The sequence below is a fragment of the Aeromonas sp. FDAARGOS 1405 genome, from assembly GCF_019048265.1.
GTDB lineage: Bacteria > Pseudomonadota > Gammaproteobacteria > Enterobacterales > Aeromonadaceae > Aeromonas > Aeromonas veronii_A.
Genome location: NZ_CP077311.1, coordinates 4,233,632 through 4,256,718, shown reverse-complemented (window position 1 = coordinate 4,256,718; position 23,087 = coordinate 4,233,632). Strand labels below are relative to the sequence as shown.

The 23,087-nt window shown below is 56.7% G+C and carries 24 protein-coding genes; 17 read left to right on the top strand and 7 right to left on the bottom strand.

All coding sequences use genetic code 11. The annotated features are described in order from the left end of the window. Positions 1-63: 63 nt before the first annotated feature. Both I6L35_RS19470 and I6L35_RS19465 read right to left on the bottom strand, forming a co-directional pair. A complete protein-coding gene (locus tag I6L35_RS19470; RefSeq protein WP_216979079.1) occupies positions 64-2,496 on the bottom strand; it encodes a formate C-acetyltransferase/glycerol dehydratase family glycyl radical enzyme in 2,433 nt (810 codons plus the stop codon). Positions 2,497-2,500: 4 nt separating this feature from the next. Further along, on the bottom strand, positions 2,501-3,397 hold the full coding sequence (locus I6L35_RS19465) for a glycyl-radical enzyme activating protein (protein ID WP_216979078.1): 897 nt from the start codon (positions 3,395-3,397) through the stop codon (positions 2,501-2,503). A gap of 128 nt (positions 3,398-3,525) precedes the next feature. Between I6L35_RS19465 and fsa the strand changes: the two genes are divergently transcribed. Together fsa and I6L35_RS19455 are read left to right on the top strand one after the other, a co-directional pair. Continuing rightward, entirely contained in the window at positions 3,526-4,179 is a 654-nt protein-coding gene (gene fsa, locus I6L35_RS19460; RefSeq protein WP_201993304.1) for a fructose-6-phosphate aldolase, read from the top strand. A 130-nt stretch (positions 4,180-4,309) separates the two neighbouring features. Continuing rightward, entirely contained in the window at positions 4,310-4,489 is a 180-nt protein-coding gene (locus I6L35_RS19455; protein WP_021231068.1) for a hypothetical protein, read from the top strand. A gap of 18 nt (positions 4,490-4,507) precedes the next feature. On the opposite strand, the gene I6L35_RS19450 is transcribed toward I6L35_RS19455, so the two are convergent. Further along, positions 4,508-5,707 (bottom strand): HD-GYP domain-containing protein, encoded by a 1,200-nt coding sequence (locus I6L35_RS19450; protein WP_005350638.1) that lies wholly within the window; start codon positions 5,705-5,707, stop codon positions 4,508-4,510. Positions 5,708-5,875: 168 nt separating this feature from the next. Between I6L35_RS19450 and rsuA the strand changes: the two genes are divergently transcribed. Then, positions 5,876-6,568, top strand: a complete 693-nt coding sequence (gene rsuA, locus I6L35_RS19445) for a 16S rRNA pseudouridine(516) synthase RsuA (protein WP_019446126.1) — start codon at positions 5,876-5,878, stop codon at positions 6,566-6,568. Positions 6,569-6,587: 19 nt separating this feature from the next. Here the strand turns inward: rsuA and I6L35_RS19440 are convergent, their stop codons facing one another. Beyond that, on the bottom strand, positions 6,588-7,487 hold the full coding sequence (locus tag I6L35_RS19440; protein ID WP_216979077.1) for a DMT family transporter: 900 nt from the start codon (positions 7,485-7,487) through the stop codon (positions 6,588-6,590). Between the two features lie 156 nt (positions 7,488-7,643). Between I6L35_RS19440 and I6L35_RS19435 the strand changes: the two genes are divergently transcribed. Then, complete coding sequence (locus I6L35_RS19435; protein WP_216979076.1) at positions 7,644-9,281, top strand: peptide ABC transporter substrate-binding protein; 1,638 nt, start codon at positions 7,644-7,646, stop codon at positions 9,279-9,281. Positions 9,282-9,291: 10 nt separating this feature from the next. Continuing rightward, on the top strand, positions 9,292-9,834 hold the full coding sequence (gene yfcE / locus I6L35_RS19430) for a phosphodiesterase (protein ID WP_216979075.1): 543 nt from the start codon (positions 9,292-9,294) through the stop codon (positions 9,832-9,834). Between the two features lie 36 nt (positions 9,835-9,870). Here the strand turns inward: yfcE and I6L35_RS19425 are convergent, their stop codons facing one another. The 3 genes from I6L35_RS19425 to flgA all read right to left on the bottom strand — a co-directional run bounded on the left by I6L35_RS19425 (position 9,871) and on the right by flgA (position 11,379). Next, positions 9,871-10,287, bottom strand: coding sequence for a flagella synthesis protein FlgN (locus I6L35_RS19425; protein WP_041234173.1), 417 nt, complete (start codon positions 10,285-10,287; stop codon positions 9,871-9,873). Then, complete coding sequence (flgM, locus tag I6L35_RS19420; protein ID WP_005344518.1) at positions 10,284-10,604, bottom strand: flagellar biosynthesis anti-sigma factor FlgM; 321 nt, start codon at positions 10,602-10,604, stop codon at positions 10,284-10,286. Before flgM ends, I6L35_RS19425 begins: the two co-directional genes overlap by 4 nt. A 91-nt stretch (positions 10,605-10,695) precedes the next feature. Next, complete coding sequence (flgA, locus tag I6L35_RS19415) at positions 10,696-11,379, bottom strand: flagellar basal body P-ring formation chaperone FlgA (RefSeq protein ID WP_216980329.1); 684 nt, start codon at positions 11,377-11,379, stop codon at positions 10,696-10,698. A gap of 144 nt (positions 11,380-11,523) precedes the next feature. Here flgA and I6L35_RS19410 point away from each other — a divergent pair, with 144 nt between their 5' ends. The 12 genes from I6L35_RS19410 (at position 11,524) to I6L35_RS19355 (ending at position 23,085) form a co-directional block, all read left to right on the top strand. Then, positions 11,524-12,435 (top strand): chemotaxis protein CheV, encoded by a 912-nt coding sequence (locus tag I6L35_RS19410; protein WP_005344523.1) that lies wholly within the window; start codon positions 11,524-11,526, stop codon positions 12,433-12,435. An 18-nt stretch (positions 12,436-12,453) separates the two neighbouring features. After that, the gene (locus tag I6L35_RS19405; RefSeq protein ID WP_005344525.1) at positions 12,454-13,278 is read left to right on the top strand and encodes a protein-glutamate O-methyltransferase CheR; all 825 of its coding nucleotides are present in this window, start codon (positions 12,454-12,456) and stop codon (positions 13,276-13,278) included. A gap of 249 nt (positions 13,279-13,527) precedes the next feature. Beyond that, positions 13,528-13,926, top strand: coding sequence for a flagellar basal body rod protein FlgB (flgB, locus tag I6L35_RS19400; protein ID WP_005344526.1), 399 nt, complete (start codon positions 13,528-13,530; stop codon positions 13,924-13,926). Then, a complete protein-coding gene (gene flgC, locus I6L35_RS19395; RefSeq protein ID WP_005344527.1) occupies positions 13,926-14,345 on the top strand; it encodes a flagellar basal body rod protein FlgC in 420 nt (139 codons plus the stop codon). The genes flgB and flgC overlap by 1 nt, the downstream gene beginning before the upstream one ends. Before the next feature lie 15 nt (positions 14,346-14,360). After that, entirely contained in the window at positions 14,361-15,101 is a 741-nt protein-coding gene (locus tag I6L35_RS19390) for a flagellar hook assembly protein FlgD (RefSeq protein ID WP_005344528.1), read from the top strand. A 10-nt stretch (positions 15,102-15,111) separates the two neighbouring features. After that, positions 15,112-16,497, top strand: coding sequence for a flagellar hook protein FlgE (gene flgE / locus I6L35_RS19385; protein ID WP_216979074.1), 1,386 nt, complete (start codon positions 15,112-15,114; stop codon positions 16,495-16,497). Between the two features lie 138 nt (positions 16,498-16,635). Further along, positions 16,636-17,382, top strand: a complete 747-nt coding sequence (gene flgF / locus I6L35_RS19380; RefSeq protein ID WP_005344530.1) for a flagellar basal-body rod protein FlgF — start codon at positions 16,636-16,638, stop codon at positions 17,380-17,382. A 14-nt stretch (positions 17,383-17,396) separates the two neighbouring features. Further along, positions 17,397-18,185, top strand: coding sequence for a flagellar basal-body rod protein FlgG (gene flgG, locus I6L35_RS19375; protein WP_005344532.1), 789 nt, complete (start codon positions 17,397-17,399; stop codon positions 18,183-18,185). 14 nt (positions 18,186-18,199) lie between these two features. Then, positions 18,200-18,871 carry a flagellar basal body L-ring protein FlgH gene (gene flgH / locus I6L35_RS19370; protein ID WP_216980328.1) on the top strand — a complete coding sequence of 224 codons (672 nt, stop codon included), beginning with the start codon at positions 18,200-18,202 and terminating at the stop codon, positions 18,869-18,871. An 8-nt stretch (positions 18,872-18,879) separates the two neighbouring features. Next, positions 18,880-19,977, top strand: a complete 1,098-nt coding sequence (locus I6L35_RS19365) for a flagellar basal body P-ring protein FlgI (protein ID WP_005344534.1) — start codon at positions 18,880-18,882, stop codon at positions 19,975-19,977. Between the two features lie 43 nt (positions 19,978-20,020). Next, positions 20,021-21,079, top strand: a complete 1,059-nt coding sequence (flgJ, locus tag I6L35_RS19360) for a flagellar assembly peptidoglycan hydrolase FlgJ (protein ID WP_216979073.1) — start codon at positions 20,021-20,023, stop codon at positions 21,077-21,079. Between the two features lie 2 nt (positions 21,080-21,081). Beyond that, a complete protein-coding gene (locus I6L35_RS19355; protein ID WP_216979072.1) occupies positions 21,082-23,085 on the top strand; it encodes a flagellar basal body rod C-terminal domain-containing protein in 2,004 nt (667 codons plus the stop codon). The last annotated feature ends 2 nt before the right edge of the window (positions 23,086-23,087 follow it).

Below are 23,087 nucleotides of genomic sequence, written 5' to 3'. Positions count from 1 at the left end.
GAAAGCCACCCGAGGGTGGCTTGCCAATCATATGACGTCACAGGCGCCATGGGGAGCGCCCCGTCAGAGACTGTGCTCGGTGCGGGCGATGATATCATCTTGCGCATCCGGGGATAAGGCGGTGAAGAAGGCTGAATAGCCCGCCACCCGTACCACCAGATCCCGGTACTGATCCGGATTGGCCTTGGCCGCCAGCAGGGTCTCGCGCGAGACGATGTTGTACTGCACGTGCCACCCCTTGTGCACCTCGAAGAAGGTGCGCAGCAGGCTCATCAGCTTGGCCTTGTCCCGCTCGTTCTCAAGGCTCGCCGGACTCAGCTTCTGGTTGAGCAGCACCCCGCCGAGGATGGCCGCCGTGGGCAGCTTGCCGATGGAGTTGAACACCGCCGTCGGGCCGAGACGATCCGAACCCGACGAGGGGCTGGCCCCTTCCGCCAGCGGCGTGCGGGCGTGGCGGCCATCCGGGGTGGCCATGGTGGCGGCACCGAAGGGGACGTTGGCCGAGATGGAGGAGGTGCCGGCATAGTAGGTGCCGCCGATGGGGCCACGGCCGAAGCGGGAGTTGTGCAGCCCCTTGAGCTCGTCGATGTAGCTCTGGTAGGCCTGCACCAGCAGCAGATCCACCTCGTCCAGATCGTTGCCGTATTTGGGGGCCGCATGGGTGAGGCGCTGGCGCAGCTGTTCCCCCTCGAGCCCGGCAAAGTCCTGCTCCAGCGCCTCGGCCAGCTCGCGCTGATCCACCACGCCCTGCTCGAACACCAGTTTTTTCAGCGCCGCCAGGCTGTTGCCCAGGTTGGCGATCCCCACCTGCAGGCCGGAGACCCAGTCATAGACGGCGCCCCCCTCCTTGATGGTCTTGCCGCGCTCGATGCAGTCATCCACCAGGGCGCTGCAGAGGATGTCGTGGGCCTGGGCCTCCAGCACGCTGTCCACCACGCAGTCGATCTCGATGGACTTGCGGGTGAAGTAGCGCACCTGCTCGTCCCAGCGGGCCATCACCTCGTCGAAGGAGGCGAAATTGCCCTCGCGCAGGGTCTGGGGCTGGGGCAAGAAGACCTTGCCCGTGGTGGCGTCGCGGCCGCCATCCAGCGCCGCCAGCAGGATGCGGGCGAAGTTGATGAAGCTCATGCCGGTGCAGCGATAGCCCCACTTGCCGGGCACCGCGGTCTCGATGCAGCCGATGGCGGCGTAGTGGTGGGCATCCTCCTCGCTCACCCCGAGCCTGATGAACTCGGGGATCACCACCTCGTCGTTGTTGAAGGCGGGCATGCCGAAACCGCAGCGGATCACCTGGATGCAGGCATCGAGGAAATCCTCGCTCATGCCGGCGTGGTAGCGCACCGAGAGGTTGGGCTGGGTGGAGCGCAGCTGCCCACAGGACTCCAGGATCGCGTAGGAGAGGCCGTTGACCGCGTCGTGGGCTTTGCCATTGCGCCAGTTCTGCCCGCCGATGGTGACGTTCTGATAGAGCGGGCTGCCGGCGGAAGCCTTGGAGTGGGTGCCGGAGCGGATCTTATTCACCTCCAGCAGCTTGAGCCAGCACCCTTGCAGCAGTTCGATGGCTCGCTCGCGTGGCAGGGATTCCGACAGCTCCACTTCCCGGCGATACCAGGGATAGAGGTACTGGTCCATCCGGCCAAACGACACCGAGTGGCCGTTGGACTCGATCTGCAGGATGAGCTGGATGAAGTAGCAGAGCTGCAGCGCCTGCCAGAAGGTTTCCGGCGGCCGGTGGGCGATGTGGGCGCAGTTGAGCGCGATGGTCTCAAGCTCGCAGCGGCGCTCGGGACGCGGCTCCTGCTGCGCCAGTTCGCGGGCCAGCGCGGCGAAGCGCTCGATGTGCTGGCTCACGGCATCGAAGGTGATGGCGACGGCCTGCAGGAACTGCTCGCGCTGCAGATCGGCCCAGTCCGCCAGATCGAGCCGGCCGCGCCGCTCGGCCACCCTGGCCTTGAGGCCGTCGAGGCCGAGGGCAAGCAGCTGTTCGTAATTGACCGCGAGGTGGGCATCTCCCGAGGTCATGTTGCCCTCGGCCTTGATGATGCCGCTCTCCAGCAGCGCCTTCTGCTCGTCGGTGAAGAGGCCGAAGCAGCGATCCTGCACCGTCTGGCCACGCCAGAAGGGGGTGAGGGCGTGGATGATCGCCTTGTCGGTTTCGCTCACCGCAAAGCCGGCACCGGGGCGGTCGGCCAGCTCGTCGATCTCCTTCTCAATCCAGCCCACCGTGTATTCGGGAAAGAGCGGCGCCGCCCGCACCTGGCTCCCCTGGTTGCCGACGATGAGCTCGTCGTGCTTGATCCAGATGGTGCGCTCCTTCAGATGATGAGCCAGCGCCAGGGCGCGACGTACCGGCAGCGGCCGGGCCAGGTGGGCCTGATAGGCCTCGGTATAGTGGCGGGCGCGCTCGGTGCAGACCGGCGGCTGGACGATGTGGATCAGGCTCTCCTTGTGGGCGCGGATCCGGGGGCTGAGGGTATTCAAATCGAGCTGGGTCATGATCTTATCCTCTGGTGACAGGGGTCAGCCCCTGACGTTGGGCGTATGCGTGGGCAAAGTGGAGTAAATCGGGTTCGTCAAACGGTGTCTCAGGCGCCTGATAGGGCAGATCCAGCAGGGCATATTTGCCCATCCCCAGCGTGTGGTAGGGGAGGAAGTGGATCTCCTGCACCGTGCCGAGGCTGGCAGCGGTGTCGGTGATGGCTTCGATCGATGCGTGGTCGGCATTGAAGCCGGGAATGAGTGGCACCCGGATCTGCATCGGCACGCCGCGCTCGGCGAGGCGCTTGAGGTTCGCGATGGGCAACTCCACCTTGCCGCGGGTCCAGTGGAAGAAACGTTCTTTATCCACGTGTTTGAGGTCCGCCAGCAGCAGATCCAGTGAGGGAAGGCTTTGCTCAATCTGGTGCCAGGGCACATGCAGGCAGCTCTCGACCGCGGTGTGCAGCCCTTCGGCCTTGCAGCGGGCCAGCAGGTTGGCAGCAAATTCGGGCTGCATAAACGGTTCGCCACCTGAGAGGGTGACGCCACCGCCGCTGCGCTCGAAGAAGGGGCGATCCCGCAAGATGGTGTCCATCAGGGTGTCCAGGGTTTCATCGCGGCCGCACACCTGCAGCGCTTCGCTTGGGCAGAGGCCGCGCAGCCGTTCCATATCATCGGCCTTGAGGGCAGAACGGCTGAGCTGGATGCCCTCGCTGTCACGCAAGATTGCCGGACACGCCTGGCTGCAGAGCTGGCATCCCTCGATGCACTGGCGCCGGTCGAGTAGTATGTCCGGCTTGGGAGAGCGGCTTTCCGGGTTTTGACACCAGCGACAGGCCAGCGAGCACCCCTTGAGAAATACCAGGGTGCGAATGCCGGGGCCATCGTGAGTTGAATATCGTTGCAGGTCGAAAATCATACCGCCTCCTTTTGTATTTGCATTCTATTTGCTTTCATTCGAAAGTTGATTTGATTTCGATCAAGCTATTTGCAGATGTTTTATCGCTAGAATGGCGACATATTGAACATCCCGTTAAGGAGTTAGAGATGGAGCTGTATCTCGATACCGCCGATGTGGCGGCAGTGCGTCGCTGGTCACGGATCCTGCCGTTGGCCGGTGTCACCACCAATCCTTCCATTACCGCCGCCGGGGGATTGCCGCTCTGTGAGCTGCTGCCCGCCCTGCGCGACGTGCTGGGCCCCAAGGTGCGCCTGTTTGCCCAGGTGATGGCCAAAACCGAAACCGAGATGGTGCGTGAGGCGTTCGCCCTGCGTGAGCTGGACCCGGATCTGGTGATCAAGATCCCGGTATGCGCAGAGGGGCTGGCTGCCATCAAGAGCCTGACCGCCAACGGCGTGCCGACCCTGGGCACCGCGGTCTATACCCCGCTGCAGGGCTGGCTGGCGGCGGTGGCGGGGGCGGAATATGTCGCGCCCTACGTTAACCGGCTGGATGCTCAGGGGGGCGATGGCATCGCCACCGTGCAGGAGCTGCAACAGCTGCTTGCGCTGCACGCGCCGAACAGCAAGGTGCTGGCGGCGTCATTCCGCACTCCCCGTCAGGCCCTTGACTGCCTGCTGGCCGGTTGCCAGTCCATCACCTTGCCGCTCGATGTGGCGGAGCAGTTGCTGAACGTGCCGGCGGTAGATGCGGCATTGGCGAAGTTTGATCAGGATTGGCAGCGCGCCTTCGGTCGCTGATCCCGGTGACAAGCTGATTGCCGTGATTGAGGGGGAGGGTGAAGAAGCGCGGGTGATGGGGATTGACCGACTAGACTGGAAAGAGGTGGTCACGTTCGCGGGCCGCCTTGCAGTCTACCGGAGGTATCCCATGAGCGACCATCTGCTACTCCCCCATGGTGAAGATTTGCGTCGTGCGGTGCGTTGGCTTAGCGAGCATCACCAGCACGATATCTCTGCCATTGAAGAGGCCAGCCTGCGTTTTGATCTCTCGCCGCTGGATGAGGAGTTTCTGATCCAGCACTGGCTCGACAGCCAGCGCCAATCATGAATATCCGAGGTGAGAGATTTAGAAGAAGTTGGCGAGGTTGATGCCAAACTCTTTGGGGTCGACCGTGTTTTCGATGCTCTCCTGCACCCCTGACTTGGCCAGATCCAGCCACTGTACGTCGAGGTAGTGACGCTGGGTGGCGTGATAGATCACCTTGACCACCGGCTTGAGCGGCTGCTGCTCGTTGCGCTGCATCACGATAGCCAGGCGCTGGTTTGAGAGCTGTACCAGGGTTCCCACCGGATAGACTCCCATGCACTTGATGAACTTGGTAACCAGTTCGGCATCAAAGTGCTGATTGATCCCCTTGAGCAGAATGCGGAAGGCCTGGGTCGGCTGCATACCCGCTTTGTAGACCCGATCTGCAGTGATGGCATCATAGACATCGACGATGCCGCTCATCCGGGTATAGAGAGAGAGCTGCTCTCCCTTGAGTCGCTGCGGGTAGCCGGAGCCATCGAGCCGCTCGTGGTGGTTGGCGGCCACTTCCAGCATGGTGGGGGTGATGCCAGGGGTATTGCTGAGGATCTCGTAACTGTGCACCACATGCTGGCGCATGATGGCGAACTCCTCGTCGGTCAGCTTGCCCGGTTTGTGGAGCACCTCGTCCGGGGTCATGATCTTGCCCACGTCGTGCAGCAGGCCACCCAGGGTCAGCTCCTTGAGCACGCTGCGCTCCAGTCCCAGATAGCGGCCAAAGTTGGCCAGCAGAATGGCCACGTTCATGGAGTGCTCCATCAGGTAGGCATCCTTGGCGCGAATACGGGCCAGACAGAGCATGGCATCGCCGTGGGTGAACATGGTATCCACCATCTCTTCGGCGACTTCGGCCAGCGGAGTGATGTCGATGGGCTCACCCGCTTTGAGGTGGCGAATGAACTTGCCTTGCAGCTCGCGCGCTTCCTGATAGAGGCGGCGGATTTTAAGCTCCCGTCCTTCGCCGTTGGCACTGGCCCGGCGTCCCACCTGGGCGCTGTTGGCATTGAGATCGGGGGAGGTAACGGCGTCACTCTCGGCACTGCCCAGCTTGCTGCGGGCCAGATCGATGCGTACCGTGAGCACCCCCTGACGCACCAGATTGGCAATTTGCGCCACGCTGGTCACCAAGCCCATCTGGGCGATCTCCATCCCACCTGTCTGGCTGGCGATAGCAATGACATACATGCCGGGTTTCAGCTGGTTGACGGGAATGACGGGATAGGATGCTTGAGACTTCATGAGGGCTTCCTGACTCTTATTATTATGAGTATCGTTCGGATGGGTCACACCGGAGAAGTGTAACATCGGATGACCAGTTCGTCATAATTGGCAACCCCTTAACAGTGGCGTTGTCGCCCCCGCCCGATATAATGACGCCCCTTTACTTGTTGGACTCCGAGGTTGTGCATGCGGCTTGATAAATTTCTGTGCGATTGTTCCGATTTGACCCGCTCGCTGGCAGGCAAACTGATCCGTCAGGGTGAGGTCATGGTGGATGGCATTGTGGTCAAGCAGCCCGCCTTTCATATCAATGAGCAGAGCCAGATCGAGTTTGACGGCGTGCTGCTGACGCTGGAGCAGCGCAACCGCTATTTCATGCTGCACAAGCCGGAAGGGTATGTCTGCTCCAACGAGGATCCGGATCACCCGACTGTCTTCTTCCTGATGGATGAACCGGCGATGGGCAAGCTGCATGTAGTGGGTCGCCTCGACCTCGATACCACGGGTCTGGTGCTGGTGACCGATGACGGTCAATGGTCCCACCGCATCACCTCGCCGCGCCACGAGTGTGCCAAGACCTATCACGTCTGGCTGGCCGATCCGGTGAGCCCGGATGCAATCGAGCTGTTCGCCGAAGGAGTCTACCTGCGTAACGAGACCGATAAAACCCGTCCTGCCCAGCTGGAAATTCTCGGCGAGTGCGAGGCCCGCCTGACCATTCACGAAGGCAAGTACCACCAGGTCAAGCGGATGTTTGCCTCCATCGGCAACAAGGTCGTTGGCTTGCATCGCGAGCGGGTGGGCGGCTTGACGCTAGATGAGGCGCTAGCTCCCGGTGAATACCGTGAGCTGACCGCTGAGGAGATTGCCCTGTTCTGATCAGGGATGGTGCCGGGGGTCAGTGAGTGCTGAAACCCAGCACCAGTGCTGTGCCCAGGGTGGCAATCAGTGCACCCGCCCAGGCGGCAATGGATGGCCGCTCCCCCGAGTGCCACCACAACAGCGGCAGCAGCAGTACCGGCGTGGTGGAGGAGAGAATGGCCACCATGCCCACCTCGCCCTGCCGCAGCGCCATCAGGATCAGCGTCATGCCCAGCCCCATCGCCAGAAAACCGTTGGTGGCAATCATGGCGAGGATATGGCGATTGACCGGTTTGAGCGGCATGGCCAGTGGCAAACGCCCCAGCCGAAGGACGTAGTGGGCCAGCAGGGCACTGCCCATCCGGATACCCGATGCACTCACCGCATCCACCTCACCACTCATCATCACCGGCTTGGCGATGATGGCTCCCACGCTTTGACACAATGCCGCCGTCAGGCCAAGGCCAATTCCCAGCGCCAGATTGCCACGGATCTGCTCCCACTCGTTGCTGCTACTGCGTCTGCCAAACAGGATCGCCAGCATCACGCCGGCAAAGACCAGCATGGCCCCCAGCAGTCGCCAGCCCGTCAGCTGTTCATTAAAGAGCCAGAGCCCAAGCAGGGCGGAAAACAGCGCATGGCAGGAAAAAAGCAGGGCACTGCGTCTTGGCCCCAACCGGTTCATGCAGGCAAACAGCGCCGTATCGCCCACGAAGATGCCGACCAGCCCCGAGATGGCGAGCAGGGGCAGGGCGTTTGCGGTGAGGGTTTGCCAGCCACCGGTGAGCAGACTCATGGTGCCGAGCATCAGGCTGACCAGAAACATGCGCCAGCGGCTGTAGGCAAATGCGCCGAGATGACGGGCCGGTTTGACCGAAATTAGCGCTGCAACTGCCCATAAACTGGCCGACGCGAGGGCCAGCCACTCATAACCCATAAAAACTCCTGAAAAAATTAACCCGAAAGACTCCATCTCCCGGGCAAGCCCGATACAATACGGGGCGTTTTCGGGGATAACAAGAGCGGCATCAGGCATTCATCAGGCGCGCCGTCGGCCTTCCCCTCCTGCAGTGGTGTTATTCGAGGTTTTGTCATGAGGTATGGTTTCTTCCCCAAGCTGGCGCAACGCTGGCTCTCCCCGCTATTGCTTGCCGTGCTGGCTGGGCCCCTGGCCCATGCCACCACCGTTGAGCAGCAGCCTCTGCTTGCCGATCGGCAAACCCTGGTCAAGGGCAACGGTGCCGAGCCGGAGTCACTGGATCCGGCGCTGGTGCGATCCGGTTTTCCGGGGGAGGCGGTACTGGTCGATCTGTTTGAAGGGCTGGTCAGCGAAGATGGTCAGGGGCATATCGTCCCTGCTCAGGCACAGCGCTGGGAGGTGAGTGAAGATGGGCTGGAGTGGCGATTCTTCCTGCGCCCTCAACTGAAATGGTCCAATGGCGAGCCGCTGGTGGCCGCTGATTTCGTCTATGCCTGGCGCCGTCTGCTCGATCCGGCCATCAACTCTCCTTCTGCCGGATTGCTGCTGGCGACGGGGATCAACAATGCGCAATCCATCTATGCCGGCGCACTGGAGCTCGACAATCTTGGCATTGAGGCGCAAAGCGATCAGATCCTGAAAGTCACCCTAGAGCGGCCGGCTCCCTATTTCCTGCAACTCATCAGTCAGCGCCCCTTTGTGCCAGTCAACCAGAAGGCGATAGCCAAATTTGGCAAGCAGTGGACCGAGCCCGGCAAGCTGGTGAGCAATGGTGCTTATCGGCTGGCAAGCTGGACGCCGAACGAGCAGATCGAAGCCGAGCGCAATATCCACTACTGGGATGACCTTCACACCCGTATCGGACGGGTCACCTATCTGCCTATCACTTCGCAACATGCCGAACGGCTGCGCTATGAGGCTGGTGAAATACAGCTTACCAACAAGGTCTCCCTCGGCTATTACCAGAAGATGAAGCGCGAGTCTCCGGAGCGGCTCTGGGGCTTGCCGCTGTTTGGCACCTATCTCTATGCGTTCAATTTGAAGCGACCCGAACTGCAGGATGTGCGGGTGCGTCAGGCGCTCTCCATGGCGGTTGATCGACAGCAGCTCATTGGATCGGTGAGCGGGCAGGATGAACAGGCAGCATGGTCGCTGTTGCCGGAGATGCCGGGTTACCCCCGGGTGATATTGCCTGTGGCGCTTGAAGATATGCTAACCCGCCAGGCCAAAGCGGCAGCGTTGCTGTCAGCGGCAGGGTATAACAGTGCCAATCCACTCAAGCTGAGCATTACCTACAACAGCGCAGAAACCCACAAGCAGATGGCGATGGCCATTGCCGCCATGTGGCAGAAGCTGGGGGTACAGGTCACCCTCAACAGTCTGGAGTGGGGTGCCTATCAGGTGGCCAAGGATAGCGGTGATTTCCAGGTGGCCAGAAGCTTCCTGTTTGGCGATTACGTGGAGCCGTCTGCCATGTTGGGCAGCTTCCGTTGTCAGGATCTGCGCAACGAGAGCGGCTACTGCAATCCCGACTTTGATCTGTTGCTGGAGCAGGCTGCCAATACGCTGGACAGCGCGAGCCGGGTTGAACTCTACCGGCATGCCGAACAGTTGCTGCTTGAGGAGGCGCCGATCCTCCCCGTGTATCATTACAATCAGATGAGACTGGTTGACCCCACCCTGCGGGGACTGCCCAGCCAGAATTTGAAAGGGACGATTGCCACCAAGGATCTCTATTTCAGCCCGCAGTGAGGAGCATTTCATGAAACTTGCCATCATTTCCGACATCCACGGCAGCATCATTGCGCTGGAGCGGGTGCTGACCCAACTTGAGCCCTGGCAGCCGGATCACTATCTGCTGCTCGGCGATCTGCTCAACCATGGCCCGCGTAATCCTCTGCCGGAGGGATATAACCCGGCTGCGGTGGCCGATCGGCTCAACGAGCTGGCGCCACAGATCATCGCGGTGCGGGGCAATTGCGATTCCGAAGTGGATCAGATGCTGTTGCGCTTTCCCATCACAGCCCCCTACAACCAGTTGCTGGTCGATGAGCGGCGCTGGTTTGTCAGCCATGGCCATCTTTATCGCCCGGACGAGGTACAGCTACCGCCGGGTAGTCTGTTCCTGAGCGGCCACACCCATGTGCCGGTGCTGGAGTGGCAGGGGGAACGGATCTTGATGAACCCGGGGTCGATCTGTTTCCCGCGCGGCGAGTTGCCTGCCAGTTACGGGAGCTATGAGGACGGGATACTGCGCGTCAATGCGTGTGAGGATGGGCGAGAGTTGTTGCGACTGGTGCTTTAAAACTGCGAGCAAAAATGCAAGGCCTGATAAGAGATGTCAGGCCTTGATACCGTAGGAGCGGGTGCCAGAGCGAGTATTACCCTTGGCGTCATAGGTCAGGCTGTTGCGATCGCGCAGTTGACTCAGAAAGGTTGCCAGACGACGGTTTGAGACGATGCTCAATTCAAGCAATCGACCGTTGATATCATTTTGTGCCTGGCAGGCATCCAGTTTTGCACGAAGCTGCGCCATCTCGTCTGGATAGGCTGCCAGCTGCAGTGCCAGTTCCGGCATCTCTGCGAGGGTCTTGTCCAGCGTTTCTATCGCAGCAAGCAGCTGCTGTTTGCGCTCGGTCAGTGCAGGCAGGGCCAGTGCCTGATGCTGTTCGAGCAAGCTGAATTCCTCTTCCAGAATGCATTGCATCTGGCTGAGGTAATCATCTTGGGTGTGCAGTAACGAAGGTAAATCCATCATCCCAGAACTTTGTCCAGATTGGCCTCGAAACTGAACATCTTCTTGGCCACAGCGTCGCTGTTAACCTGATATTCGCCACTCGCGACGGCTTTCTTCAGTCGTTCAACCTTGCTCTCGTTGCCGGTTGAGGCGGTATTGAGGTTCTGTTGCATTTTTTGCAATTGTTGCGCTTCACTGGTCAAGGAGACTGAGTCCAGCTTGACAGTGGTCGCTTTGTTTTCGGGCGATGAGGTGACTGACTTGCTGCCTGTCCCCTGGCTATTAGCGGTATTTTGCAACCGATTATTCGCCAAGTTGTTGATATTGTTGATGGCCATTTTAGTTACCTTCGTCTGCTTTAAGGTTTGCTTACCTGTTTATCGGTGCGGCAGGTCAAAACTTTAGAAAAAATTGTTCAGGCTCCGGATATCAAAAAGTGACCGATGCGGCACCGACAGCTGTGACTTTACCTTCCACCGTTTTGCCGGAGCGAATATTGACGAGTTTGATGATCTCTCCGAAACTGCCATCTTGCAAGGCTCGGGCCATGGTTTTGATCTGGAAATTGCTGTTCTCGGCAGTCAGGGTGACCTGATCCCCTTTACATACCACGCAAACTTGGCTCAAACGGATGGGCTGTCCCGGTTTGATCTCCCGCTTGCTGCGGACTCCGATAAGAGGGGCTGTGTCAGTCAGGTAGTCGCCGCGGATCAGGGTTTGATCCTGAAACGCTACTACCAGCTGGCTTTCACTCAGCAGATCCCCTTTGGCTATCGGAGCCGTGACGGTAACAAAGGGTTTTTGAATACTGACCCTTACAGGTAAGTAGACATCCCAGGGTTTGTCTTCTTCACACTTAATGTAAACTGTTGTATTACGGCGAATTTCCATTTTTGCTGGTAAGCTGATGGTCAACAGATCTTCGCAACGGGTCAGTGGGAGTCTCTCATCAAGAGTCGCAGCTGTGACCTCTGCTCTGGCATCCAGCTGCAGATCGAGTTGGCTATAAACGAACTCTTCTGCCCGCTCCCTCAGATAGGTTGTGACCTCCGAGGCATCGCTGGAAGATATGCAGCCAAAAAAGAGGCTGATGAGTAAAAGTCGGTTAATCATTTTCGCTCGTCGGTCGATAAGTTGTTCACGCATATCACCATATTTAACTATGATTGCTTCAGAATCTGTTTGTTGTCACATCGATAGTCTGACGCAATCCATCACGCATGCATGATTAATGCCAAGCGTTTTTAGGGAGTGTTTATGGCCAGTATCCTGGACTCGGTCAACCAACGTACCCAGCTAGTGGGGCAAAACCGGCTGGAATTGTTGTTGTTTCGTCTTAATGGACGTCAAAGATTTGGCATCAACGTATTCAAAGTGCGTGAAGTGTTGCAGTGTCCCCCGTTGACCGTGATGCCCAAGTTGAACTCCTGTATTCGCGGGGTTGCTCATATTCGAGGCCAGACTATCTCGGTCATCGACCTCAGCATGGCGATGGGCAAGCGTCCAATTGAAGATTTGAGCAAGTGCTTCATTATCATCTCCGAGTACAACCGTTCTATTCAGGGTTTTTTGGTTCACTCTGTGGAACGCATTATCAATATGAATTGGGAGTCTATTCTGCCTCCCCCCAAGGGGGCCGGCCGTATCAACTATATGACGGCGGTTACCGAGGTTGATGGTGAGTTGGTCGAGATCCTCGACGTTGAGCGCATTCTCAACGAAATCTCTCCTGTTTCTACCGAGGTCAGCCAAGAGCTGGTGGAAGCCAGTGTCGAGCATCCGACCTTGGGGCGTCCTGTGCTGGTTGCTGATGACTCGTCTGTTGCACGCAAACAGGTACAGCGTGCGCTTGAGGCAATCGGTGTCGAATGTGTGCTGGCAAAAGATGGCCGCGAGGCATTGAATATGTTGCTGGAGATGACCAAAAATGGCCCTATCAAGGATCAGATTGCGCTGGTGATTTCTGATATCGAAATGCCTGAGATGGATGGCTATACCTTCACTGCCGAGATCCGGAATAATCCCAATCTCAAAGATTTGCATGTTATTCTGCATACCTCGCTCAGTGGTGTATTTAACCAGGCAATGGTGCAAAAAGTTGGTGCAAACAACTTTATTGCCAAATTCCAGCCTGATGAATTGGCCAAAGCCGTACAAAACGCACTCTAATTAAAGAAGAACAGCTGCATGAAGACACTTTCGGACGACTTATACAAACAGTTCAGCAACTTTCTTGCGGTACAGAGCGGAATCGTGCTGGGTGATAACAAACAGTATCTGGTGAAGAGCCGTCTCTCACCGTTGATGGCGCAGTTTGGCATCGAGAGTCTGTCTGAACTGGTCACCCGTGCAATGAGTGTGCGTGAGCGTGACCTGAAAATGGCGGTTGTTGATGCGATGACCACTAATGAAACACTCTGGTTTCGCGATACCTATCCGTTCCAGCTGTTGACCGACAAGATTTTTCCTGAACTGGGTAAAAGTGGTCGTCCTGTCAAGATTTGGTCTGCCGCTTCGTCTTCGGGGCAGGAGCCCTATTCTATCGCCATGACTGCGCTGGAGCAGCAGATGAAGAAACCGGGTACCTTGCCTGGTGGGGTGCAGATTGTCGGGACAGACATATCGACTACTATGCTGAATCAGTGTAAGGAAGGGGTATATGACAGTCTGGCATTGGCCCGCGGATTGTCGCCAGAGCGCAAGAAGATGTTTTTTGAGCCCTATGGTGATAACAAAATGCGGGTGGTAGAGCGAGTCAGAAAATTGACCACCTTCCGGCCGCTTAATCTGCTGGAAAGCTATAGTCTGCTCGGTAAATTTGACATCATTTTTTGCCGTAATGTGCTTATCTATTTTGCACCGGAAGTGAAGTCAAAAATCCTCAACCAGTTTGCCTCCAGCCTCAATCCTGGTGGGTACTTGATGCTGGGAGCCTCAGAATCACTTGCGGGACTGACCGACAGATTCGAGATGATACGCTGCAATCCCGGAATTGTTTACAAGGTCAAATAGCGTTGTAGCCCTTAGTATTCGAGGGTGTCGGGATTGTTGACACTGTTTATAAGAGGGGAGGCACTGCGCCTCCTTCTCTCTTTTCGGCTCCATTCATGATGGCATTGTGCCATGTTCCTATATACCGCACTGCAGAGCTTTTCATTCCGTCCACAAGGTTGAGCATACCTGGACTCGACAGCCAGCAGAGTCTTGTAAATCGTCTGGCACATCTCTTGCAGGCAAAATATACCAAGCAGGAGGTGTGCTATGGCTTTTTCATTTGACAAGGCATTTGGTATCCATCAATACACGCTGGGTGTTCGCGCCAAGCGTGCCGAGGTGTTGTCCAGTAATATCGCCAATGCGGACACGCCAGGTTTTAAAGCAAGAGATATCAACTTTGCACAGGCGTTGCAGGATGCCCAGCATAAACAGGGTTTTGGCCTGGTAACAACCAGTGAAAAGCACTTTGCCTTGAATATGGATGCCCCCGGTACTGTCCAATACCGCAATCCGTTGCAGCCCGATACGGGTGATGGCAACACGGTGGATGTGCAGCAGGAGCGGAGCGAGTTCTTGCGCAACAGTCTGGAGTACCAAACCTCCCTGGAATTTATGAACCGCAAGATCAGTGGCTTGCTTAAAGCCCTGAAAGGAGAGCAGTGATGAGTTTGTTCAAGGTCTTTGATATTGCCGGCTCGGCCATGAGTGCGCAGTCTGTGCGTCTCAACACGGTTGCCAGCAATATGGCCAACGCGGACAGCGTCAGCTCCAGCGTGGAAAACACTTACCACGCCAGGCGGCCAATTTTTGCCGCTCAGCTCGATCAAGCCATGTCAGATAAACAGGGGTCGGTCGGCGTTGAGGTGAAGGGCATTGTCGAAAGCAAGGCTCCACTGCTCAAGGAGTACAACCCTAACCACCCGATGGCGGACAAGGATGGCTTTATCTTCAAACCAAATGTCAACATGGTCGAAGAGATGGCTGACATGATCAATGCCTCGCGCAGCTACCAGACCAACGTACAGGTTGCAGATTCGGCCAAGAAGATGCTGCAGCAGACGCTTCAGCTTGGCAAATCCTGATAGGAGGGATGCAACATGGTCGATACCACCAACAGTGTGAACGGCATTGGCCGTACCACGGCCCAGACTACTGGCACCACCACTACGCCGAAGAAAGAGCTGGATCAGGCTTCGTTTATGAAACTGCTGACCATGCAACTGTCATATCAGGATCCCTTCAAGCCGGTGGACAATGCCCAGATGCTCTCCCAGATGGCTTCCATGTCGACCTCGGAGGGGATCAACAGTCTGTCTACCCAGATGGGCAAGCTCAATGAGCAAATGATCTCCAGCCAGGCTCTGCAAGCCTCTTCTCTGGTTGGCCAGAATGTGCTCTTGCCCAGCAATGTTGGCTATCTGGACAAGGAGGGCCCTATCTCAGGCGTAGTGCAGGTTGGCACTGCCAATAAATATGCGGGAATAAAGATTACCGTGGAAGATGAAGCTGGCCAGGTTATCAAGGAATTTAGCCTGGAAGGAGAGCAGAAGGGCAATGTGGAAATCGCCTGGGATGGCACTGACAAGGCAGGTAACCGGGTCAAACCTGGAAAATATGTGCTCAAGGCCAGTGGCAGTGTGGATGGCAAGGCGGAAACTATCCCTACATACGCTTATGGCAAGGTCGATAGCGTTGCCTTGGGGAATGCAACAAACCCCACACTGCTCAACTTGAAGGGATTGGGCAGTACCCTGCTGAGTTCCGTCCTTCAAATATCAGGAACCAATGCAAACCAGACGGTTACTCCGTCAAAAACCACGTCGACAGCATCGATCTAAGGAGCTGGATATGTCATTTAACAATGCCTTGAGCGGTGTTAACGCGGCACAAAAAGACTTGAACGTCACCGCTAACAACATTGCGAACGTTAATACTACGGGCTTTAAAGAGTCCCGTGCCGAGTTTGCGGATGTCTACGCCAACTCCATTTTTGTCAATGCCAAGACCCAGGTTGGTAACGGTGTGGCGACCGGTGCGGTGGCTCAGCAGTTTCATCAGGGGGCTCTGCAATTTACCAATAACGCGCTGGATTTGGCTATTCAGGGGAATGGCTTCTTTGTGACCTCTGACAGCTTGACTAACCTGGATCGCACCTATACTCGGGCTGGCGCGTTCAAGCTCAATGAAAACAGTTATATGGTTAACAATCAGGGCCATTATCTGCAAGGTTATGAAATTAATGCTGACGGTACGCCGAAGGCGGTGAGTATCAATGCGACCAAGCCGATCCAGATACCGGATCGAGCGGGTGAGCCTATAAAGACCAGCAAGGTTGAAGCGAGCTTCAATTTGCCTTCCAAGGCGACCCCCTTGTCGGCGGGAACAATGCCGGATCCTCTTGCGGTGCCTCCTGTGGTTGGCAGTCTGTCGAGTTTTGATCCAAAAGACTCGAAAACTTACTCGTCTTCCACGTCTGTTGTGGTGTACGACTCTTTAGGTGAACCCCATACCATCACCCAGTATTTCGTCAAAGAAGCAAGCGATGCGGATCCTACCAAACCGGCAGATCCTACAGCATGGCGTATGTATTTATATGAGGGCGACAAGCCTATTGATATTGATAGCGGGGTTCAAACCCAGATGGCAACAGGTGTGAATCCTGTACCGTTAGCTGCTCGTTTTACCTTTGGTGCCGATGGTAAAATGATCACCCCAACTACCCCTGCAACAATTCAAACAGTGGCGTTGGGGGCAGGCGGCGCAGGCATCATCACTAATGGTGCTGATCCCACTCAGACCTTTGAGATTTCGTTGGGCACAATAACCCAATATGCCTCACCGTTCGAAGTCAACAAGTTGTCACAGGATGGTTCCACAGTCGGCCGTTTGACCAAAGTCGAGATCACGCCGGATGGCATTGTGTCCGCGACTTACAGTAACGCGACAACCATCAAGGTGGCCATGGTGGCCATGGCAAAGTTTGCCAACTCACAAGGGTTGACCCAGATAGGAGATACCTCCTGGCGGCAATCCCTGCTCTCTGGCGATGCATTGCCGGGAACGCCCAACTCCGGCACCTTCGGTACCATCAAATCGTCGGCGCTGGAGCAATCCAACGTGGATTTGACCTCCGAACTGGTTGACCTGATCACTGCCCAGCGTAACTTCCAGGCCAACTCCCGCTCTCTGGAGGTAAATAGTTCGCTGCAGCAGACCATCTTGCAGATCCGTTAATTCCTCTCCGGCAACGGGGCACCTTGGGTGCCCCGTTTTTTTATAGATCTCTGCTGCCGAATGGTGCGGCATTCCCCCTTCTGTTGGCATCCAAATTGCAGCTCTGCTGTCAGAGTCATCTGTTTGACGGAGAATCCCATGGATCACCTGCTTTATATCGCCATGTCCGGGGCCAAAGAGAACATGAACAGCCTGGCTGTTCGCGGTAATAACCTCGCCAATGCCAATACCACCGGCTTTAAATCAGATTTCGAGCAGGCCCGCAGCATGCAGGCTTTTGGTGAGGGGCTGCCCAGTCGGGTATTTGCCATGACGGAACGTCCCGGCCAGAACTTGCAGCATGGCATGTTGATGACCACGGGGCGGGATCTTGACGTGGCGGTGGATGGTCCCGGCTGGATTGCAGTGCAAGATCCCAAGGGGGGGGAGGCCTATACCCGTATGGGAAATCTGCAGGTCAATGCGACTGGTAACCTGCAAACCTCGACCGGTCTGAACGTCGTGGATGACGGTGGTCAACCCATCGTGCTGCCAATGCCGATGGAGAAACTCGAAATCAATCGGGATGGCACTATCAGTGGTCGTCCTGAAGGGGCAGCTGCGAACTTGTCGGAAGATTTTCAGCGGATCAAGCTGGTTAACCCGGCTGCAGATGCGGTAGAGAAGGGGCAAGATGGTCTGTTCCGGCGCAAGGATGGCCAGAATGAACCCGCCTCGGCCAATGTTGGCCTGATTGCCGGCTCCCTGGAGGGGAGCAACGTCAATGTGGTGGATGAGATGACCAACCTGATCAGGTTACAACGACAGTTTGAAACCCAGGTCAAGATGATGAAAACGGCCGAAGAGAATGACGAGGCCCAAACCCAGTTGCTGCGTATCAGCTAATCGAGGAGTTACCTATGAATCCTGCACTCTGGATCAGCAAGACCGGGTTGGATGCTCAGCAGACCAATATTTCGGTCACATCGAACAACCTGGCGAACGCCAGCACCGTTGGTTTCAAGAAATCGCGGGCCATTTTTGAAGATTTGCTTTATCAGAACATTAATCAGCCCGGTGGCCGTTCGTCGGCCGATACCGAGCTCCCCTCCGGCTTGATGCTCGGTGCTGGAGCCAAGGTCGTGGCCACCCAGAAAAACCACAGCCAGGGCAACGTACAGACGACTGACAATTCGCTGGATCTGATGATCAGTGGCCGTGGCTACTTTGAAATCCAATTGCCCGACGGCAGCCTTGCCTATACCCGTAATGGGCAATTCACCCTTAACAGTGAAGGCACCATAGTGACACCGGGTAACGGCTATCCTCTGCAGCCAGAAATCCAGATTCCGGAAAATGCCCAGAGTGTCACTGTCGGCACTGATGGTCAGGTCTCGGTACAGCTCAAGGGGGACGGTGCCTCTCAGGTGGTCGGACAGATCACCCTGTCAGACTTTGTTAATGCCAGTGGCCTGCAGCCGATGGGTGAGAACATGTTTCTGGAAACCCAGTCCAGCGGTGCCGCCATTCAGGGGACTGCGGGGGCGGATGGTATGGGAGTCATTAAGCAAGGGATGCTGGAGAGTTCCAACGTTAACGTCACCGAAGAGCTGGTAAACCTCATTCAGGCTCAGCGGGTCTACGAGATGAACTCCAAGGTGCTCTCTGCCGTGGATGGCATGATGTCCTTCCTGATCCAGCGTACCTGATTAGGAGGTGCATGATGAAAGTTATATGGATGTTGGGATTACTGGTGCTGGGAGGGTGTAGCAGTACGCCCAATACGCCCAGGCCTGATGACCCCGAGTTTTCCCCCGTATACGGGGAGTCGGAACCGGTCTCGGTGAGACCGACGGGTGCTATTTTTCAACCGGATCAGGTTAATGGCATCTACTCGGACATCAAGGCGCACAAGGTGGGTGACATCATCACCATCGAGTTGTCGGAATCAACATCTGCATCGAAGAAGGCCAATACCCAGAGTGGCAAGGACAACAAGTTTAATCTGGAACCAGTGACGCTGGGGAGCGTACCGGTTACGGCCAGCCCCTATGATCTCTCCGCATCCATCGGTCAAAACAGTGCGTTCAAGGGGCAGGCAAAAGCAGATCAAAGCAACAGTTTGCAGGGCAATATTTCGGTCAGTGTGGCCAAGGTACTGCCCAATGGCAATCTGCTGGTACGAGGTGAGAAGTGGATCATGCTCAACAATGGCAATGAGTATATCCGTATCACCGGCCTGATTAGACCGGAGGATGTCACCTCGGATAACAGTGTGTCATCCCAGAAAGTCGCCAATGCCCGCATTTATTACGGTGGTACCGGCGATCTGGCCAATACCCAGGAACAGGGATGGCTTACCAGCTTTTTCAATGGTCCCTGGTGGCCGCTCTAGGAGATGTTATGAAGTCACTCCGTCTCGTGACTCTGCTCTGCTGTCTGCTGCCCTTGGGGCTGGCGAATGCCGCCCGGATCAAGGACATCAGCTCGGTGGAGGGGGTGCGTAGCAACCAGTTGATCGGTTACGGTCTGGTCGTGGGTCTGCCAGGTACCGGCGAGAAGAACAACGCCTTTACCGAGCAGACCTTCCGCACCATGCTCAACAACTTCGGCATCAAGGTCCCGGACAACATCAAACCCAAGATCAAGGATGTGGCGCCGGTGGCGATCCATGCGGATTTGCCGCCGTTTGCCAAGCCGGGCCAGACTATCGACGTCACTGTCTCTGCCATTGGTGAGGCCAAGAGCCTGCGCGGTGGTACGCTGCTGCAGAGTTTCCTGAAAGGGCTGGATGGGCGGGTCTATGCAGTCGCACAGGGCAGCCTGGTGGTAGGCGGGCTGGGTGCCGAGGGGGCTGATGGCTCCAAGGTAGTGGTCAATACTCCGACCGTCGGCCGGATTGCCAATGGTGCAACCGTAGAGCGAGAGGTGCCCAACTCATTTAGTCAGGGAGATACGATCACCTTCAACCTCAACCGCCCCGACTTTACTACTGCGCGTCGGCTGGCTGACGTAGTCAACGATCTGGTGGGGCCCAATACCGCTCAGGCTCTGGATGCCACCTCGGTCAAGGTCTATGCCCCGCGGGATCCGGGCCAGCGAGTCTCCTATCTGGCGACTATCGAGAACCTGGAGGTGGACCCGGCCAACGAGGCGGCCAAGATCATCGTCAACTCTCGTACAGGCACCATCGTTATCGGCAGTCAGGTGAAGCTCAAACCGGCTGCTATCAGTCACGGTGGTTTGACGGTGACCATCGCCGAAAACCAGCAGGTCTCTCAACCCAACCCGCTGGCGGGGGGCGAGACCACGGTCACCAACAACTCGACCATCAATGTCCAGCAGGAGCCTGGGCGGATGTTCAAGTTTGATACTGGTGCGACCCTGGACGATCTGGTCCGGGCGGTCAATCAGGTTGGCGTCGCCCCCGGTGATTTGATGGCTATTCTTGAGGCGCTGCAGCAGGCCGGCGCTATCGAGGGGCAACTGGTCATATTGTAACTGGCGGCAAGTGATTGCCACGGGTGGCAATGAGGTAAACAAAATGGCGGAGTTTGACACCAACAGCGGCATTAATCTCGGGGTGGTACAGGATATCAAGAACCTGGACCGTCTGCGCCAGATGAGCCACAGCAAAGAGGGGCAGGCCGAGGCACTGCAGGGAGCTGCGCGCCAGTTCGAGTCAATCTTTACCCAGATGCTGTTTCAGAGCATGCGTCAGGCCAACGGGGTATTGACTCAGGACAACCCGATGAACAGTAGCTATACCCAGTTCTATGAAGGGATGCTGGATGAACAGAGAGTGGCAGACATGTCCAGCAAGGGGGGGCTTGGATTGGCTGACATGGTGGCCAGGCAGCTCTCACCGGAGACATTTGTCCACCAGGATGGTCGGGTGCTGAAGATGCCGCAGCGTACGGAACGAGTTTATAAACCCTACGAACCACCCACGACGGCAGCCACTGATTTGATCTCAGCATCAAAAGTTGGCAAAGATTTTGCTGAAAAAGAGATGGAAAAGGGGAAAACCCCGCTCGTCATGCCCACGCGCGCCCACCGTAGTGTACCGCCAATGGTGCCTGTGGCTCACCATCGTAGTCATGGGGAGGGGAGCGCACAGTTTGATAGTCCGGAAGCGTTTGTGCAGCACCTGATGCCGTTAGCCAAGAAGGCTGCGGACAAGTTGGGATTGAGTCCGGCGGTGCTGGTGGCTCAGGCGGCATTGGAAAGTGGTTGGGGCAAGCGGGTGATCAAGGATGGTGAGGGGCAGATGACTCATAACCTGTTTGGCATCAAGGCCGACCCTCGCTGGGAGGGCCCCAGGGCGGTCGTCAGCACCCTGGAATATGAAGAGGGCGTCGCATCCCGCCAGAAAGCGGCATTTCGTTCGTATGGCTCGTTTGAAGAGAGCTTCAATGACTATGTGGACTTTCTCACCTCGGGTTCGCGCTACAAGGGGGCCCTGGCCAAGGTGGACAGTCCGGATCGCTACTTCGAGGCATTGCAACAGGCAGGTTATGCCACCGATCCGCACTACGCCAGAAAACTGAAACAGGTATTGCGCAGTGATGCCATTGCCCGATACAACGAGATGGAGCTGTAAATATGGCAAGCGATCTGCTTGGAATTGGATCATCGGGCGTGCTGGCCCAGCAGCGTCTGTTGCAGAGCACCAGTAACAACATCGTGAACGTCAATAGCCAGGGCTATGTGCGCGAGCGTACGCTGGTGTATACCAATGCCATCGGTCTTGGTACCGGTGATATCAAGACCGAGCGAGTGATCAACAGCTATATGCAGGGAGAGGTGCGTCGCGATACCTCTGCCTTTTACGCATCTCTGACCCATTACGAACAGCTGGCCGATGTGGATCGCCTGCTGGGAGACACCAGCAACAGTGTGGGTGAGACCATTACCTCTTATTTCAAGTCCTTTCATTCGGCAAATGAATCGCCCGCCGAGATCGGGGGCCGCAAGGTAGTGATGACGGAGTTGAGTGGTATGGTAAACCGATTTCACACACTATCGGCCCAGCTCGACAAGCACAGCGATACCCTCAATACCCGTATTGAAGATGAAACCAAGCAGGTCAACAGCTTGTTGACCAGTATCAATGATCTCAACCAGGCGATCATTCGCACTCAGGGATCACCCGAAGAGAACCTGATGTTGTTTGATCAGCGTGACGAGGCAATAAGACAGCTTTCCGAGAAGATGGATATTCGCACCGTTGCTCAACCCAACGGTAGCATGCTGGTCAATATGAGTACTGGTCATTCGCTGATCCTGGATGGAGGCGTTGCCCAGTTCAAGGTGGTGGCAGGAGACCCTGATTCCCGTGATCAGGAGTTGCAACTGACCCTTGGCGACAATCAGGCTCTCATTGATCACGATACGTTTGGGGGAGCCATAGGAGGGTTGTTCAAGGCGCGTACCGACCTGGAGCCGACCAAGCGTGAGCTGGGGCAGTTGGCCGTTGCGATGGCAGATGCCATGAATCAGCAAAACCGTCTCGGGATGGATCTGGACAACGAGTTGGGCAGCGATATTTTCACCCTGCCAACCAGCAAGGGATTGCCTTATGGCGACAACACGGGGTCGGTCGGGGCGAATGTCAGCTTCGTCGCAGGCAAAGGAAGCTCAGTGACCCCTTTCGATTATGAAGTACGCTTTAGCAGTGCGACCGGATATGAGGTGTTCTCGCTGGACAAAGCAGGAAATCGAACTTCTGTGGCAACAGGCACCACGCCGCCAGCGACGTTTGAACTGGCTGGTCACGGGATCTCGATCGATCTTACCGGCACACCGGCGGCAGGAGACAAGCTGCTACTGCAACCGGCAAAGGGGGCTGCTGCCGGGCTTGCTCAGCAGATCACCCGGCCGGAAGACCTGGCCCTGGCTGCACCGCTTAAAGTGCAGAAGACAACCAACAACATCGGCAGTGCGGACATTAAACTGGATGGTGTCTTCAATACCGGAACGGGTTCCGGTTTTGGTACCAATAGCCTGGATCCCGCCGCGCCCCAGATCGTCAAGATCGGCAACAACGGCAACTATGAGGTATATGCCGGTGATGGGACTACCTTGATAGGAATCGCTCCGGCAGCCAGCAAAGGGCAGAATTTGATGGCATCTATCGTCAGCCCCTTTCCGGGCGGACCCGCGGTCTATAGCAACCCTAAACAGAGCCCGGGCTACGAGTTCAGTATTACCGGCACGGTAGTACAAACCGACAGCTTCCAGCTCAGTTACAATACCAATGGTTTTGCTGACAACAGTAATGGCTTGGCTATGGCGGAGTTGCAAAACAAGGATCTGGTGCGCAAGAGTACCAACGGGGGAACGACCAACGACAAGATGACTTTCAACCAGGCTTACTCAGGCTTGGTGATGGAAGTGGGCAACAATACGAGCCAGGCAAAAACTCTGCTTAAAGCCAATGAATCCAAGCTGATCCAGAGTACCGGGATCTATGAGAGCGTCTCCGGGGTCAATCTGGAGGAGGAGGCGGCCAATCTGATCCGTTTCCAGCAATCTTATGCGGCATCCGCCCAGGTGGTCAGTACGGCCAAAACCATCTTCGATACATTGCTTTCGTCCGTGAGGTAACG